This window comes from Candidatus Egerieousia sp., assembly GCF_056211015.1.
Genome location: NZ_JBAELF010000070.1, coordinates 18,007 through 34,868, shown reverse-complemented (window position 1 = coordinate 34,868; position 16,862 = coordinate 18,007). Strand labels below are relative to the sequence as shown.

Below are 16,862 nucleotides of genomic sequence, written 5' to 3'. Positions count from 1 at the left end.
TGTTTGTTCTTATATGTTACTTCCATTTAACTTACAGATACTGTATATCAAATTGTGCGCAAAAATAATACAATTTTTGATTAACACAAAATGTTATTTAAAATATCTTCAATCAACTTCCTTATTCAGGCGTGTGGATAGATGCGCTTTTAGACAACCTCAGAATGCCTTCTCCAAAAGTGGCACAGGCCGCCGGACTGCAAAAAAAGAATCGCCCCGGAAAGGCGATTCCTTTTTTTTTTCAGCCAGCGGCCTGTGCAATAAGCGGTGTTAGAAACGCAGACGCGCAACGCGGATGCCTACATTGCTCTTGATGGAATTGCAGTAGCCGGCAAGCCCTGAAGGCTCGATCACAGCCTTGCCGTACTTAGGCGAAGCATGCATGAAAGTCAGTTTGCCATTATCCCACAAGGCGATGGCCACGTGAGTGATGTCGAGACCCTTTGTACTTCCTATGAAGCAGATGATGTCACCATCCTTTATCTGTGAGGCAAGCTCAGGAATCCTCGCCTTTGGTATGACATAGTAATCATGCTTGTTCAGCTCAGCCTCGGCAGCGGCAATCCTTGCAACTTCCGACGGGTTGTTCTTGAGCTGCTTGTAGCTCTGAGGATGCGTGCTCATATAACTGAAACTCTGGTCAAGCCTCTGGCCGCCAATCTTCTCGGTTATTTCCTCGAGCAAGCCGCGACCTGCAGCCTGAAGCAGCCATTCGCTGGTGTAGTGTATTCTGCTGGCATAGCCGTCAACAACACCGTTCCTGTATCTGAGCCTGAGAATATTGTCAGCAAAGTCATTGAAATCCTTGCTAACCGTGAGCGCCATTGCAAGATTGGATTCAACGTAGAGTATGCAATCTGTTTCAACTATGTCAATCACAAGTCTTTCAGGTTCCTTTTCGAGAGTGCTTGCAACGTATGGAGTGCCAAGTCTGAGTTTCGCAACCTTGACCATCCTGTCGGCAACTGAAGTCTGGTTTTCAGTTTCCAACTGGCTCATGATCTTGACAAAGGCAGACTTGTCTGCATCGGTGGTGGTTATCTTTTCCTGTCCAAACGCCTGTGCAGCAAATGTAAGGCACAATATTGCGGATACTATTGTGAACAAACTTCTTGTTTTCATATTCTAAATGTTTTGACTTTCTAATTCAGACAAAAATCCTTACCAGTCGTATCTATGTATATCCCTTAATGCGTAGAACAATGCGTCGTCAATATCTACATTCTTTATTGACAAGAAACTGTTTGCAGTAAAGTAGCTTCTTGAGTTACATACTATTACGCAATTGACTCCATTGGCGCCCCTTACCCACATTGTGGCGGTGCCTGAAAGGTTGCCTGTATGGTATGAAGCCCATTGAGGGAAATTCGGATGGCCCACTCTCCAGCCTTTGGCATAGCGGCTGTAATATTTAGAAGGTTCATACATCAGATCCAGAGTCTCAGGCTTGAGAATGTCAGGAACCTTTGTTCCGTAATCAACAGTTGCCATCAGTTTCATGAGCTCGTCCGTGCTGGCAATAAGGCCTCCGAGTGCGTATATCACATTGAAGTCATTTCCATATCCTGATGATGAATTCTGAGGATAGTATATGGTTTCATTAGGGTATTTGTCGGACTTGTTCGTGCGTCCTACGTGTATGTCGGTAACGCCTGCAGGCCCCCAGACATATTTCTTCATGTAGTCCTCATATTTCATTCCGGAAACTTTTTCAATGACAAGTCCTAGAATAGCAAAATTGGCGTTGTCATAATAATACTCATTGGTTCCCGTAATCTTTTCAGTGGTTATTATGGACTTGATTCTTTCCTCTACGGACTTGTTGTCATATTTGTTTATATATGCGGAAGTTTCAGGGAACATAGGGTCGTCGTCATTGGTATATCTGAAACCGCTCATGTGCTCCAGGCACTGCTGTATGCTTATTGATGTGGCGCCTGGAATAAGTCCTTCAGTGCCAAGGTATTCCAGAACTCCTCCTTTACCGAATACCTGGTCCGTGATTCTAAGCTTCCCTTGTTCTATCAAGGTCATTATTGCAATGGCGGTCTGGCTCTTGCTCATGCTGGCAAGCCTGAAGAGAGTCTTGGAGGTGACACGTTCCTTGGTGTCCCTGTTAGCATAACCATAACCGGCTGAATACACGAGCTGTTCGTCTTTGGAAACTGAAACTGAAACTCCAGGAACCTTGTATGTTGTCATCAGCTCATATATTATCTTGTCGATGCTGCTTATGCCACGCTTTACGATAATATCGTATGTAAGCGAATTCCCGGCAGGGGCAACACTCTTGAGTTCCTTGACCTTTTCAAGTTCTATTGCTGTCTGGCCTGAGACTATTTCCTGGCCGTCTGCATAAAGCTTGCTCCCTGTACCATTGTTGAAAGTGAGAACATATTTGATAGCAGGGGATTTTTCCGGAATGGTAAGATATATCAGGTTGTCATTGATATATCCATAGGAACTGCTGCCCATTTCAGGGTTGTCCTTTGCTTCAAGTGATAATGAACTTATGGTGCAGACCCTTGATTCGGAGCCGCCACCGCCTCCGCCACCTTCATCCTTGGAACTGGAGCAACCTGCAAGCATCATGGAGAACGCTGCAGCAAACAATGCAACACATAGAAACTTTTTCATACTATTAGGAATTAAAATCATTTTTTCCTTTTGGTAGCAAGTTCAATTACTATCACTATTGAAATGCCTATGAACGCGAACAGCAGCGCACTGCCCAGCAAATCGGGATTCCCTGTCATTTCACTGTACTGCGATGGCAATATGGGATAATCCACTGAGGGAGCCTTGTCACCGGCGGCACTGACAATGGCATTTGCTACCTTTGCCTTCCAGGGCCATACCTTGATCAGGGATCCGAGCATGAATCCGCTGAGCAGTGCTATGGTTGGCATGTACCAGCGTTTGAGCAGCCAGCCCAGGAACCTTGAAAATGCAAGAATGCCCAGTACCGCGCCTATGAAGAACACTATAAGCACCGGTATGTTCAGGGTTGCAACCGCATCCATAAGAAATCTGTACTTCCCGAGGAGGAGAAGAATGAAGCTGCCGGAAATTCCCGGGAGTATCATTGCGCAGATTGCAATTGCCCCCGAAACGAATATGAACCAGTATGCCTCGCTTGTTTCACTTGGAGATACCAGGCAGATGTATGATGCTATCGCTGTGCCGGCAATGAAAGCCAGAATGTTCCTGAGTTTGAAACCGTCGAGGTCCTTGATAATTATGACTATGGAGGCCAGAATGAGTCCGAAGAAGAAACTCCATAGCGGAATAGGATGGTACTCAAGCAGATAGGTCATCAGCTTTGCAAGGGAGAAGAAGCTGATAAGAATACCTGCGAAGAGGCTGCAGAGGAATGCTCCGTCTATCGCTGTGAAAAAATCCCTTATCCTGAAGCGGAACAGGAGTTTGAGATTGTCCTTGTTTATGGAGTTGATGGCTCCGATGAGTCTGCTGTAAATGCCCATCAGAAAGGCGATTGTGCCTCCGCTCACGCCCGGTATCACATCGGCTGCGCCCATGCACATTCCTTTGAAAGCAACCAGCAGATATTCCTTGATTCTTATCATGTGCGGTAAATGCTTGTCGTATAAATTCACATATATCTCTCAAAGGTATTGAAATTTGGCGTCAATTACAATAACTTTGGAGCGCCTAACAGTATTAAAATATGACCAGAATCAATTTATCAGGCTTGTTGTTGAGCTTATGCGTATTAGCCTCATGTGTCTGCCGTTCATCGGAAAAAGTTGTGAATGAACAGTGTAGCAATTTCTTTGCCGCTGATACCAACTGGTATGACAGCGGCGTTGAGGTGAATGACAACTGGGTGGACGTTTTCTACATAAGTTCAGTGGAAGTGTTGTCTTCCAAGGATTCTCTTGGAAATGTTTCGTACAGGTCGGTGCTTTCACCGGCTGAGAAGGGTGCCATCGGGCACGAGTACAGTTCTGTCAAGAGGAAGATATTCAAGGATTCTCTGAATTTCTTCGCTCCGTACTATCACCAGTTTACAATGGAGGCGCTGAGCTTGCCTGTAAAACAGTTCCGTACGGAAGTTTTCAACAGGGTGGAGGAGGAGATCCATCGGGCGTTCGATTACTATATGGAGCATTTGAACAATGGTCGCAGATTCATTCTTGCAGGTTTCAGCCAGGGCGGTATGCTCACGCTTTCATTGCTCAAGCATATTTCAGATGAACAATATTCAAGAATGGTGGCGGCATACGTCCTGGGCTATGGAATATCCCAGGCCGATCTGGATTGCAAGCATATTGTTCCGGCCTGTGACCGGTATTCAACAGGAGTGACCGTATCTTTCAATTCCGTTGCCGATGCCAGTCAGATATGGCCGGTGGTATATAATGGGTCAATGGCATGCATCAATCCTGTGAACTGGAGAACAGATACTGTGCCAGCACAGTTATCGTACAAAGGATGTGACTTGGAAATAGCCGTTGATTCGTGTTTCAACGTGCTTGTTGTCAAAGGCTTTGATCCTTCCAGGGATTCTCTGCCTTTCACCGCACCGTGGCCGGAAGGCTGTCTGCACAACAAGGAAATCAAATTCTACAATGACTGTCTGTACCGCAATGCGCTTGACCGCGCGTACAGGAAGTAGTTTCATTTCAAAAATATTTAAAATTATGGAAGAGCATATTTCCAGAGAAGCGGCGCTTGAGCTGCTTGAAAAGTACAACAAGGATTCGTTCCACATTCAGCATGGCCTCACTGTTGAGGGCGTTATGCGCTGGTACGCAAACGAACTTGGTTACGGCCAGGATGCGGATTTCTGGGCAATGGTAGGATTGCTTCACGATATCGATTTCGAGGAATACCCTGAACAGCATTGCCGAAAGGCGCCTGAACTTCTGAGGGAGGCAGGCGTTGGCCAGCAGATGATTCATGCAATCTGCAGCCATTGTTACGGACACGAAGGCATTGATGCGAAACCTGAACATCAGATGGAGAAAGTGCTTTTTGCTGTTGACGAACTTACAGGCTTGATCGGGGCCACCGCACTGATGCGTCCTTCAAGGAGCGTTCAGGACATGGAACTGAAATCCTTGAAGAAGAAATACAAGGTAAGGGCTTTTGCAGCCGGCTGCTCCCGTGATATCATTGAGAAGGGAGCGCAGATGCTGGGCTGGGAACTCGACGTTCTCCTTCAGAAAACCATTGATGCCATGAAAGTTGTTGAACCAACGCTTGCCCGTTGATTGCTTGCCGGACATGGAACACCTATTGAAGAAACACAGATAATAATTCAAGAACATGATGAAAAGATTGACAATAATAGCGTCAGCGCTACTCCTGACAGTTTGTGCAAACGCGCAGAATCTTCCAAGCAAATGGAAACTCACCAAGGCCAATAAGAACGCTTTCGAGCAATTGTGGGAAAACGACAGCAAACACATTGCCGCAACCGAGTGCGGAAGCGCATACATTGAGGCTCCTGCTGTGAAGGCAATGAAGGAAGGGGAGTGCATCACTTTCCATATCCCAGTAAAGGACTTCAAGGCCGGATCCTGCATTGAATTCGATATCATGCTGGGTGTGACATCTCCTGCACACGAGCATTTCCATCTTGAGTACTTTGACAACAATGGCTGGCAGCTCAGGAAAGAAGTGAAATGCGTGGGTGGCAGGAACGAGCCTGCATTCATACTTGAAACAATCAGGTTCAACAATGAAGTCAAGGACGGTGAAGTGCTGGTAAGACTTCGTGCCGCTCACGATTTCAACGCAGAGGCGGAGGTTAAGCTCATGCCTTACGGATACATTGGAGGCTACATTGCTGACAGAGGACTTGAAACCCCGAAGGACACCTTGAAACTCGGTTATCTTGGAAATTCATTCACCTTTGTGAACAGCGCAGATTTCATTCTCAAGGAAATTGCCTGGAAGGAAGGCCACTACCTCGATATGAACGTGAATGCGTATCCCGGTGCATATTTCAGGAGTCATCTTGCTCTGGAGGGCAGCATGGACGTGATAAGCCACGGAGGATATGACTGGTTCATCCTTCAGGACCAGAGCACTCAGGCCGCAAGGTTCGGACGTGATTCTACAACATCAATAAGCGACTATACAAAGACCATTTCCAAGGTCATCCGATACTTTGCACCTCAGACCGGGATATTGCTTGAGCAGACCTGGGCTTTCAGCCAGGACAATTACGGCAGTTTCGGCAGCTTTGAAGAGTTTGACAGATGCTCGGGCAAGGGCGTTGCGCAGCTGGCAAAGCTTGCAGAAGCTGAAATTTCACCTATTGCAAAGGCTTTTGCAATCATTCGCGCCGAAAGACCCGATATTGAGATTTACAGCACGGACTTCCATCATCCTGCCGCATATGGTGCGTATGTGAAGGCTTGCGTGAACTACCTTATGATTTTCAGAACAAAGTTCAATTCAGACAAAGCGGACTTTGCGCTCGACCCAGCCACTTGCGCTTACCTGCGCAGCGTAGCCGAAAGGGCTGTGCTTGAATAGCGGCTGAACGTTTATTGCTGGCTCAAATCGCTTTTTGTCAAGGATTGCTGTTTTCTGCTACGGGCCGCTACTCACGGATTCCTCTGTTTCAGTGTCAGTTTCTGCCGTTGCCAAAGGTGGTGCCATGATGAGCTTCCAGATGTGCCTGTGAACCATGTGCTCGGAACCCACCCCGCCATTATGAAGGGGTGGGTTCCTGCAATATGTCTTACAGCGTGTTTCTGGGCACACCCACGGCACCACCTTTGGCAAGTCTCATTCTTTACTTGATGTATTCACGCAATTATTCTTCAGGTATTCTGCAAACTGATGATAATTGTCTGTAAGAGATGTGGAATTCCTTCCACAGATATTTTGCGAGCTCCATGCGTTGTGTAGTGGAAAGCCATCTGGCGGTCCGTGTCTTGAATAATTCCATGCATACAGTTTCACTGATTCGCCTCAGTTCCAGATCATCCAGCATTACACCTCTGCTGTCTGCCATTCTATCAAGAATCGATGTATCCTTGTTCCTGCCACTAGACATGAAAGCTCTGAAGCAATTGTGGGTTTTGAAAATGGATTCGAACTGTTTCGTATCAATGTAGTTGGACGGTAAGATATAGTCATTGCATACCAGCCAGTCATCAGGAACAGGCATTTTTGAGTGTTTGATTTTATTCGCTGCTTTTTTGGAAAGTTTTCCAATTCGGTATGGCTTATTAATGATTCCATCCTTGTAGTAGTACCAGATAGGAACGGAGTATGGCTGCCGGAAATATAAAGACCCCGTTCCCCATAGATAATCATAAGGCATTACCGATTTCCCGTCCTTGGTGGCTTGTGCAATAGTGTATATGGAAACATTTCGTAAATATTCCACGTCTTCAATCACACTTAGATGGAAATCAAGATGAACATTGTCCGTTGTTCTTCTTGTAGCCCTTATGTGACTCATCGATGAGTTTTGAAACAGGTTCTTGAATTTCGTACACTCACTGTAAGTTCCATATAGAATGAAATGAGCATGAGTTTCCTCAATAGAGAACGCTAACATTCCTGCTCCGGAATTGTGAACGCACACTGCCGTAATATTGAATTCAGCATAAAAATCTTCTTTGCAGATGATGAAATTCTGAGCATCATTGCCGTTGGAGAACATGTGAAAATGATGTTTCTGGTCCATAACATAAATCGTTCGCCTCAGTCTTCCGCCACTTGTCCAGTGACCAGCCGGAGAATATTATTCCCTGCAAATTTTGGAAATATTTTTGTAAAAACAAATTAGTTCGCACACAATAGACGCTTTGTAGTAGCGCTTGCTATTACTATCAAAGGCATTTGTTTTTGAGAAGTTTGCTTGTGCTCTGCCAAGGGTGGTTCCGTAATGAACTTCCAGATGTGTCTGTAGACCATGTACCGGGAACCCACCCCGCCATTTTGAGGGGGTGGGTTCCTGCAATATGCATTACAGCGTGTTTTTGGGCACACCTGCGGCACCACCTTTGGCAGAAAAACTTTTAGCAAACGAATGAAGGGAAAGATTTGGCTATGCATTCGGTGTCATCGATTTCAATGGTGGCCCGGGTGCATAGCTTGGCTATTGACAGGGCCATGGCCATTCTGTGGTCGTGATGTGAACTGTATGCTCCGCCTTTTGGAAGCCTTTGATTGAGGATGCGTGAACTCAGGCTCTCTCCTTTGACTATCAGGGTGTTGTCTTCCAGGGAAACAGAAACTCCCATTTGCCTGAGCATTTCAACAATGGCCCGGGCTCTGTTGCTTTCTTTTCCCACAAGGCGATGGGTTCCCTCAATCCTGCTTTCGCCGCTGCAGAATGCCGCAAGCAGCGCCACAACAGGGAAGAGGTCAGGCGCATTTTCCAAGGATACGTTGAACGCCCGCAAAGGGGCTTTCACAACAGAAACAATATCCGTTGCGCTGTTTGATATGTGGCCTGCTTCATTTTGTACGCAGTATTGGGGCTGTATGGAACCACTCTGGCTGTTCCGGTATGATTGTAGATATTTGTGAATATTGTCAGGACTTGAGGAATCAATTTGTGCTTTATTGGGACTAACAGATACGAGCGCGCCGGCCTTGGCAAGTATGTCAAGGGTTGCGGAATCGCCCTGCAATGTGTCCGATTTCAGACCGTGAACTTCTGCACGGCCAAGAATGGCACCTGCCACCATCAGGTTTGCCGCACCGCTCCAGTCACCCTCGAGAACATAATCCGCAGCCTTGAATATTTGATTTCCTCTGATTCTTATTCGTAGTACACTGTCAGTGCCCATTGTTTCAGCAGTACTGAAAGTATTGCTACCTGATAATTCTATCGAGTTTATCTTAAGCGTTTCCTTGCTGAATTCAAAAGCGCTTGACGAATTGTTATAACAAGTGGCATTGGACTCGGGGAGTATGCTGATCTGTATGCCGAATTCGGCCAGGACCTGTGATGTCATTTGCAGATATGGAATGCTCTTTGGATTCTCAACAATTATTTCTGAATCGTGCCCGCACAGAGGCAGGGCCATCATCAGACCGGAAATGATTTGCGAACCGTTAGAGCCATCAACAGCAATCTTTACCGGTTCCTGCGCATTGTTGGCGTTTGTGTCTGATGCGTTTATGGTGAACAGAACGCTGATGTCCTGTTCCTTGCCTGCACCGGTAAGTTTCACTCCTGACAGGGCCATTGTCTCTTTCAGACCTTTGAGAGGACGGCCAAGCAGAGTCCTTTCCCCGGTGATGCGGCAATCGCAGTCGTTGAGAAGGGAAATAAGCGGAACCATCAGCCTGGTGAGCAAGCCTGATTCTCCTGTATGAATTTCAGCTATGTGAAGATGTGCCTTTCCAGAGGCTCCTATGCCATTGATTACTAGTGTGCATACTGCTTTTGTGCAAGTCTCATTGTCCTTCCTATGTCCATTAATCTTTTTGCTGTCGGGTATGTGCGCACATTCTTTGGATATTGTGGCTCCCAGAGCGCTGGCAACTTCGATTGCGGCCTCTGAGTCGGCGCAAGGGGTGTAATTGTAAATACGGGAAGTACCCTGTGCAAGCGCTGCGGCAATTATCGCCCGCTGTGCGTAGCTCTTGGACGCAGGCACGGCATCATATATCCTGTTGATGTGCAGCGTTTTTCTGTTGTCGTTTCTCTGCTGGACGATATTCTCAAGGGAGAACATTGAAACAATGGCTTTTTCGCTATCTGTCAATGAATTGCGACTGTTTCCCTCTGCTTCTGAAGCATTGGCACTGTCAAGTGACGTACTGCTCTTTTTGTTATACAGAAGAACATTCATTTCCTCAACGCTCAGCTGCCCCGGAGCAGTGCATTCATCGGCGTTAAGTGATGCGTAGGTGAAAGGTGCGCCGTTCATCAGGCAGTCAACCCTGCTCACGCGTCCCATCTCGCCCATGGCAAAAGCTATCAGCTCAGCCTTGAAAGCTCCACTGCTTTTTCTCGGCACTATATGTTTGCTGCAACTCCCGGGCTTTGAACCAAGGTTCGCGACTTCAGGTACGTACTCATCATTGAACCAGTCATACAAGCTGTCAATTGTGCAAGTGTCCTTGAAATTCCTTGCTGTGGTTGCAATCTTGGCAATGTCCGCACCGGCTTCAAAGCACTGCCTGACTTTCTCCTTAAGTATTGCAAGACCAGGTGCGCCCTCAAAATTGTGATATGAACGTATTATTCTTGTGCCGTTCTTCCTGCACAGTTCCGTGAATTCTTTCTCAACGAGCCCTGCATCCTTGTCTCCTTCATCTTCAAACAACTCAAGGTCAGCGAACATTGCACATGCCTCAACAGCCGATTTCAGCCTTTCCCAGGCATTGTCCGCATTGAACCTGCAGGTGGCAACAAGAGGCTTTGCGGCATTACTGAAAAGTTCTTGTATTTCTTCTACAGCGATAGGACATAAATCAAGCCTTATCTCCGCCATTTCAATTGCCGGATCCGCCAGAATCGCTTTGATCTGTTCAAAGTCCTTGTCCTTTATAGAAGTGCAAATCATTCAACTACAACTTTCCCTATATCCTGAATCAGAACAAAATGTACTTTCCCGTTCTCCGATTTCTTGTCCTGGGCGATTGCATCAAGAAGCTGGCTCTCAGGGCAGGGGAGATCCACCGGCAGTCCGCAAGCCTGGAAATCGGCGCGTATGCGATCAGCAAGTCCTTTGGCAGCAATGCCTCTTTCCTCCGAAATCCGCACAATTTTCACAATGCCTGTTGCAACGGCCTCACCGTGTGAATATATGCCGGCTCTTTCATTTGCGAGGCGGATGTCCTGCTGCTGCCACCACTCAATAGCGTGGCCGTATGTATGGCCCAGATTCAGCACTCTACGCAAGCCTTTCTCATCTGCGTCCTGCTCAACGATTCCGGCCTTGATTCCTGCCGCTTTCTCAATCAGTTCCTCCAAGCATTCCATAAAAGCGCTTGCCTGGATTCCAACTTCTGTCTCTACCCTTGAAAGCAAACGCCCAAGCGTTGCTGCGTTTTTGTTGCAACTTGCGTTGGAACCTCCATTTGCTTGCAGCAAGCCGTTAAATTTTGAAAATAATTCAACAGCCTTGACATAATCCTCCTCAGAGGCTATTATGAAAGTCTTGAGCATTTCGGCAATGCCCGAACGGAACTCGCGTAAAGGCAAACTATCGAGGGTGCAGGAAGACAGGTATGTGAATTCTGGCTGGCGTATGATGCCAAGCATGTTCTTGAAGGAATCAAGGTTGCAGCCGGTCTTGCCGCCAATTCCTGCGTCAACCTGCGCCAGAAGTGTGGTGGAGACATTGGCATAGCGTATGCCCCGTTTGTATATGCAGGCTGCAAAACCGGCGAGGTCAGTGGTGATTCCACCTCCAACAGCGAGCAGGAGAGAATTCCTGTCGGCGTGGTGCGCCATAAGAAATCTGCAGATCCCAACAGCTGTCTCAATGGTTTTGTTCTCCTCAGCGGCCACAACAGCCATTGCCGGGTAAGGCTGCAAAGCACCGGATGATGCGCAAATCTCCCTTGCACAGGCTTCAACATTGCGGTCGTATACAACGAAAACGGCAGGATATGTCTGCAAAATACGCTTCAGTTCAGTGAAGTCCTTATGGGTTACTATGTTTATTTGCATATTGTTTCTAGAACTTTATCCGGCAATCAAAGTTGTTCGGCAATTTCAAGCAGCAGCCTTTCTGTCTTTTCCCAGCCAAGGCAAGGGTCTGTAATGGATTTGCCATAAATGCACCCTTCTGCGGGCTGGGCTCCATCCTCAAGGTATGATTCAATCATGAGGCCTTTCACGAGTCCTGCTATTGAGCCATCACGCTTCATGCTTTGAAGGACATCCTTTGCAATATCCATCTGCTTGAGGTACTGTTTGCCGGAATTGGCGTGATTGCAGTCAACAATCACCGCCGGATTCCTGAGCAGGGGGTTTGAAGCGTACAGTTCGTTAAGTTTGAGCAGGTTTTCGTAGCTGTAATTCGGATGTTTGCATCCGTGTACGTCGGAATATCCGCGGAGGATTGCGTGAGCAAGCGGATTGCCGCTCGTTTCAACCTCCCAGTTTCTGTAAATGAACGAGTTGCTGGTCTGCGCCGCCTTTATTGAATTAATAAGAGCGTTCATATCACCGCCCATTGGATTCTTCATTCCAACAGGTACGTCAAGCCCGCTGGCCGTTAGTCTGTGCTGCTGATTCTCAACGCTTCTGGCACCAACCGCAACGTATGAAAGAAGATCAGAAAGCACTCTGTGATTCTCGGGATAGAGCATCTCATCGGCACATGAAAAACCTGTTTCGTTTATGGCTTTCACGTGAAGCTTCCTGATGGCAACCAGACCTTTGAAAATATCAGGCTCCTCGTTGGGATCAGGCTGATGCAGCATTCCTTTGTACCCCGCACCAGTGCTCCTTGGCTTGTTGGTGTATAACCTTGGAACGATAACTATCTTTGAATCAACTTTTTCCTGCAGTTTCCTCAGCCTTTGCATATAGTCAAGAACGGCATCTTCCCTGTCTGCCGAGCAAGGGCCTATTATCATCAGGAACTTGTCAGACTCTCCTGTGAAAATCTTCCTTATACGCTCGTCATTGGCCTCCCTTATTTTCCGCCCTTCTTCTGAGAGGGGGTACATCTCCTTGATTTCCTTAGGAATAGGCAGCCTCCTCTTGAAATTCATGTTCATATCTTCTCTCCCTCTTTTTCTACAGCGATGGTTTTTCTACGTGCTACTTGTTCAGCGCATCGGCACTGGCAATGGAGCTGGCAATCTGTTCGTTGGTAAGCGTTGAGTTTGTGAGCTCACCGGTGAAGAAGCGGTCATAAGAACCCATGTCAACAAAACCATGCCCTGTAAGGCAGAACAGAATGTTCTTCTGCTCGCCGCTCTCCTTGCATTTGCGCGCTTCATTGATGGTTGCCGAAATTGCGTGGCAGGATTCAGGGGCGGGAATGATGCCTTCGGTCCTGGCGAACAGCACGCCGGCGTTGAAAGTCTCGGTCTGCTCCAGATCAACAGCCTCAATATATCCGTCCTTCATCAGCTGTGACATTATTATTCCTGCGCCGTGGTATCTCAATCCGCCTGCGTGAATTGCCGATGGCTTGAATTTGTGCCCCAATGTGTACATGGGAAGGAGTGGAGTGAGACCTGCTTCATCGGCATAGTCATACTCGAACTTACCTTTCGTAAGTTTAGGGCAGGATGCAGGTTCGGCAGCAATGAAACGTGTTTTTCTTCCTTCCTGGATATTGTGTCTGAGGAAAGGGAATGCAGTTCCGCAGAAGTTGGAGCCGCCACCGAAACAGGAAACAACAATGTCCGGATATTCTCCCGCAAGAGCCATCTGCTTTTCAGCTTCAAGGCCTATTACTGTCTGATGCATAGCAACATGGTTCAGAACTGAGCCAAGTGTATATTTGCAGTTAGGAGTGGTGAGCGCCAGTTCAATGGCCTCCGAGATTGCACATCCCAGAGAACCCTGGTCGTTGGGGTTTATGGTGAGCAGGTCCTTGCCTGCACGAGTACTCATTGATGGGGAAGGAGTTATGGCAGCTCCAAAAGTCTGTACAATCGAACGCCTGTAAGGCTTCTGGTTGAAACTGGCTCTTACCATATAAACCGCACATTCGAGACCGAACTTGCTTGCCGCATATGAAAGCGCGCCTCCCCATTGACCGGCACCGGTTTCGGTTGTTATGTTTGTAACTCCCTGCTGTTTTGCGTAATATGCCTGCGCAAGAGCTGAATTGAGTTTGTGCGAGCCTGCCGGTGAAACGCTTTCATTCTTGAAATATATGTGAGCAGGCGTGTCCAGCGCCTTTTCCAGTTCGTATGCTCTTACAAGCGGGGTGCATCTGTATGCCGCATATTGCTCGCGCACAGCCTCGGGAATCGGAATCCATTCATCTTTCTGGTTGAATTCCTGTTTCGCACACTCCTCGCAGAATATAGGATACAGGTCCTCCGCTTTCATCGGCTGCCGTGTGGCTGGATTGAGAATTGGAAGTGGCTTGTTGGGCATTATTGCCTGCATATTGAACCATGCTGTTGGAATTTCGCTCTCAGGAAGCATGAATTTTTTCTGTTTCATATGATGCGCTCAATTAATCATTCTCAATGATACTATTATCCAAACAAATGTACTCTGCAAATCCCTTTTTTCAAAGAATTTTTGGAAAATTGCAATCATGAATTCATGTGTGATAATAATTATTAATGCATTTTGCATTATATTTGCAGTATTGATTAAAGAATAACGAAATGGGACTATCAACAATTACGATACGCGTAGATGACGCACTAAAAAATAATTTCAATAATCTTTGCGGACAATTCGGCCTTAGTAATACGGCTGCTTATACATTGTTTATGAAAGCCGTTGTACGTGAGCGTCGTATTCCTTTTGAAATCAAGGTGGATTCTGATGAAGAAATCAGAGTAAAGGCTGTCAGCGCTTTTGCTCAGATGAGGGCCGATGCTGCACAGAACGGTATGCAGGATATGAGTCTGGATGAAATTAACAGTATAATCCAAGAGGTGCGCAATGGTAAGTAAATTGTACGCCGTTATTGATACTAATGTGGTAGTATCTGCAATGTTTACGCACAATCCTCAGTCTCCTGCGAAATTGATTTTGGATTATGTGTTGCAAGGCAAAGTAATTCCATTGTATTCAGATGAAATTTTAAATGAGTACCAAAATGTCCTTTCTCGAGAGCGGTTTTCTTTTAATCCTACAAATGTTGCAGCAGTGGTAAATGCTATTGAAAGATTTGGAATAAACCCAGGAAGAACATCTGCTTTTATGAAATAGCCCTTTCAAAAGAAGGATCTTTCCTTGTAACAGGTAATATCAAACATTTTCCAAAAACTGCGATTGTCGTTACACCAACTGAGTTTTTGAATATTTTGATTTCTCATTCTTAGTACTCGCAGCAAATTATTATTTTTTACGTCAAACAATGAACGAACTGGAACAGGCGAGAGCCCGAATAGATCTGATTGACAAACAAATGACCGAATTGTTCAAAGCTCGGATGCATCAGTGTGAAATCATTGCGGAGTACAAGTCCCGCAACGAAGTCCCGATTGTAGATAATGCCCGTGAAACGCAGATACTTGAAAATGGCAAGGAACTGCTTGACAATTCTGAGATGTTCGAGTACTACGAAAGATTCCAGAAGAAACTCATGGAAGTGTCGGCCGAATACCAGCGTAAGATAATAGACGGAAAGGACGCAGGTTCGTCACAGTCAGGGGCTGAAATGTAGCAAACTGAGATAAGAAGATACGAAATGCTACGTTCGTGGGTGCCAAACGTAGCAAAACTATCGCAAGTGAAAAAATAAATATAAAAGCTTGGCAGTATGAAAAACAGTATAGGAACCAGTGTGATAATAACAGTGTTCGGAGAGTCCCACGGTCCTCAGATAGGGGCGGTGCTTGATGGTATGGCACCGGGACTTGAGGTGGATGAGAAGTTCATTGCACAACAGCTGAGCAAAAGGCGTCCTTGTGGGTCTGGTGAGAGCGCAAGGGTGGAAGACGATGAGTTTCAGATTGTGAGCGGCGTATTCAACGGCCGCACAACAGGTGCGCCAATCTGCATACTGATTCCCAACAAGGATGTCCGCAGCGAGGATTACGGGAAGAATCTGGGTCTGGCACGTCCTTCTCACGCAGATTATGTGGCCCACGTAAAATACAACGGTTTTGAGGATTGGCGAGGAGGCGGCCATTTCAGCGGACGTATCACCGCAGGCATTGTTGCTGTTGGTGCAATTGCCTTGAGTGCCTTGAAAGCCAGGGGAATAAATATCGGTACGCATATTCTGAAATGCGCCGGAGTGTCTGATGTGGCCTTTGGCTGTGGCACAGAGATGGAAGTGCTGATTTCAAGAGGAATAGCTGGTCCTGAAACAGATGGTCAGGAAACTCAACTGTCAGAGAGCAAAGAGAAAACTGCCGGAACCGGCAAGTCTGTGGCAGCAGAATCGGAATATGATTACTGTAAAATCGTGAGCGAACAGTTAGAAGCCCTGGAAAACAAGCCTTTCCCTGTGCTGGACAATGTGGCTCAAGAGATGCAGGAAAAGATTCTGGCCGCAAGGAATTCCGGCGATTCAGTTGGCGGAGTAGTTCAGACGGCTGTTACAGGGCTGCCTGCAGGGGTGGGGGAGCCTTGGTTCGATTCCCTTGAAGGCGCATTGTCAAAAGCCATGTTTGCCATTGGCGGTGTGAAGGGCGTTGAGTTTGGTGCAGGCTTTACATTGGCCGATATGCTTGGCTCTCAGGCGAATGATTCGTTTTATTACACAGTAGGCGATATGAACAGCGGGTCGGACTCCAGCACTGTTTCAAATGCTATGGAACAATTCTCAAGTGAAGTGAACAATGAACATATTCGTCCAGAGACATTTAGCAGCGATGAAGTTAAAAATTTGGCAAGTGACCATGGAAAGCTGCATGAATTGCAAGCAATGGTGAGAACACGCTCAAACAACAATGGCGGTATAAATGGCGGTATATCAAACGGAATGCCCGTGGTGTTCAGTCTGGCGGTAAAGCCAACACCTTCAATTGCACGGCAGCAGGAAACAATAAATATGCTCACTGGCAAAAATGCCACGCTGAAAATAGTAGGCAGGCATGACCCGGCCATTGTCCGCAGAATATGCCCGGTGGTAACCGCAATGACCGCCATTGTGCTCTGCGATATGCTGGCAATGACTTATGGAACCAGCTGGCTTGCTCCAACCAATGTAGTGAAGTAAAGGCATTGTGCTCCGGAACGGCAGGCGAACAGCAATTGGGGGTGTGAAACAGGCGTTTTTGCACCCGGAATCAATCAAATTGGAATA

15 protein-coding genes are annotated in these 16,862 nt (G+C 46.8%); 7 read left to right on the top strand and 8 right to left on the bottom strand.

The genetic code is table 11. The annotated features are described in order from the left end of the window. Positions 1-270 precede the first annotated feature (270 nt). Genes AC06L3_RS05155 through AC06L3_RS05145 form a run of 3 tightly spaced genes read right to left on the bottom strand, consistent with a single transcriptional unit; the run spans position 271 to position 3,587 of the window. Complete coding sequence (locus AC06L3_RS05155; protein ID WP_475669554.1) at positions 271-1,122, bottom strand: N-acetylmuramoyl-L-alanine amidase-like domain-containing protein; 852 nt, start codon at positions 1,120-1,122, stop codon at positions 271-273. Positions 1,123-1,161: 39 nt separating this feature from the next. After that, positions 1,162-2,637: a serine hydrolase domain-containing protein gene (locus AC06L3_RS05150; protein ID WP_475669553.1), complete on the bottom strand. Its 1,476-nt coding sequence runs from the start codon at positions 2,635-2,637 to the stop codon at positions 1,162-1,164. Between the two features lie 17 nt (positions 2,638-2,654). After that, on the bottom strand, positions 2,655-3,587 hold the full coding sequence (locus tag AC06L3_RS05145) for a DUF368 domain-containing protein (protein WP_475669552.1): 933 nt from the start codon (positions 3,585-3,587) through the stop codon (positions 2,655-2,657). Between the two features lie 182 nt (positions 3,588-3,769). Here AC06L3_RS05145 and AC06L3_RS05140 point away from each other — a divergent pair, with 182 nt between their 5' ends. The 3 genes from AC06L3_RS05140 to AC06L3_RS05130 are packed head-to-tail and all read left to right on the top strand — an operon-like array spanning position 3,770 to position 6,510. Then, the gene (locus tag AC06L3_RS05140) at positions 3,770-4,639 is read left to right on the top strand and encodes a DUF3089 domain-containing protein (RefSeq protein ID WP_475669551.1); all 870 of its coding nucleotides are present in this window, start codon (positions 3,770-3,772) and stop codon (positions 4,637-4,639) included. Positions 4,640-4,664: 25 nt separating this feature from the next. Then, positions 4,665-5,237 carry a hypothetical protein gene (locus tag AC06L3_RS05135; RefSeq protein ID WP_475669550.1) on the top strand — a complete coding sequence of 191 codons (573 nt, stop codon included), beginning with the start codon at positions 4,665-4,667 and terminating at the stop codon, positions 5,235-5,237. A gap of 55 nt (positions 5,238-5,292) precedes the next feature. Then, the gene (locus tag AC06L3_RS05130) at positions 5,293-6,510 is read left to right on the top strand and encodes a hypothetical protein (protein WP_475669549.1); all 1,218 of its coding nucleotides are present in this window, start codon (positions 5,293-5,295) and stop codon (positions 6,508-6,510) included. 283 nt (positions 6,511-6,793) lie between these two features. Here AC06L3_RS05130 and AC06L3_RS05125 read toward each other — a convergent pair whose 3' ends face one another. The 5 genes from AC06L3_RS05125 to AC06L3_RS05105 all read right to left on the bottom strand — a co-directional run bounded on the left by AC06L3_RS05125 (position 6,794) and on the right by AC06L3_RS05105 (position 14,092). After that, positions 6,794-7,675 (bottom strand): hypothetical protein, encoded by an 882-nt coding sequence (locus tag AC06L3_RS05125; protein WP_475669548.1) that lies wholly within the window; start codon positions 7,673-7,675, stop codon positions 6,794-6,796. Positions 7,676-8,009: 334 nt separating this feature from the next. Next, a complete protein-coding gene (locus tag AC06L3_RS05120; RefSeq protein WP_475669547.1) occupies positions 8,010-10,514 on the bottom strand; it encodes a type I 3-dehydroquinate dehydratase in 2,505 nt (834 codons plus the stop codon). After that, on the bottom strand, positions 10,511-11,626 hold the full coding sequence (locus tag AC06L3_RS05115) for a 3-dehydroquinate synthase (protein ID WP_475669546.1): 1,116 nt from the start codon (positions 11,624-11,626) through the stop codon (positions 10,511-10,513). The genes AC06L3_RS05120 and AC06L3_RS05115 overlap by 4 nt, the downstream gene beginning before the upstream one ends. 26 nt (positions 11,627-11,652) lie before the next feature. After that, positions 11,653-12,684, bottom strand: coding sequence for a 3-deoxy-7-phosphoheptulonate synthase (locus AC06L3_RS05110; protein WP_475669545.1), 1,032 nt, complete (start codon positions 12,682-12,684; stop codon positions 11,653-11,655). 43 nt (positions 12,685-12,727) lie between these two features. Beyond that, positions 12,728-14,092 (bottom strand): TrpB-like pyridoxal phosphate-dependent enzyme, encoded by a 1,365-nt coding sequence (locus AC06L3_RS05105; RefSeq protein ID WP_475669544.1) that lies wholly within the window; start codon positions 14,090-14,092, stop codon positions 12,728-12,730. Between the two features lie 170 nt (positions 14,093-14,262). On the opposite strand from AC06L3_RS05105, the gene AC06L3_RS05100 reads away from it, so the two are divergent. From AC06L3_RS05100 to AC06L3_RS05085, 4 genes are all read left to right on the top strand, one after another. Then, complete coding sequence (locus tag AC06L3_RS05100; RefSeq protein WP_475669543.1) at positions 14,263-14,556, top strand: type II toxin-antitoxin system RelB/DinJ family antitoxin; 294 nt, start codon at positions 14,263-14,265, stop codon at positions 14,554-14,556. After that, the gene (locus tag AC06L3_RS05095) at positions 14,546-14,815 is read left to right on the top strand and encodes a putative toxin-antitoxin system toxin component, PIN family (protein ID WP_475669542.1); all 270 of its coding nucleotides are present in this window, start codon (positions 14,546-14,548) and stop codon (positions 14,813-14,815) included. Before AC06L3_RS05100 ends, AC06L3_RS05095 begins: the two co-directional genes overlap by 11 nt. 148 nt (positions 14,816-14,963) lie before the next feature. Next, positions 14,964-15,272, top strand: coding sequence for a chorismate mutase (locus AC06L3_RS05090; RefSeq protein ID WP_475669541.1), 309 nt, complete (start codon positions 14,964-14,966; stop codon positions 15,270-15,272). A gap of 96 nt (positions 15,273-15,368) precedes the next feature. After that, positions 15,369-16,775, top strand: coding sequence for a chorismate synthase (locus tag AC06L3_RS05085; protein ID WP_475669540.1), 1,407 nt, complete (start codon positions 15,369-15,371; stop codon positions 16,773-16,775). Positions 16,776-16,862: the final 87 nt, after the last annotated feature.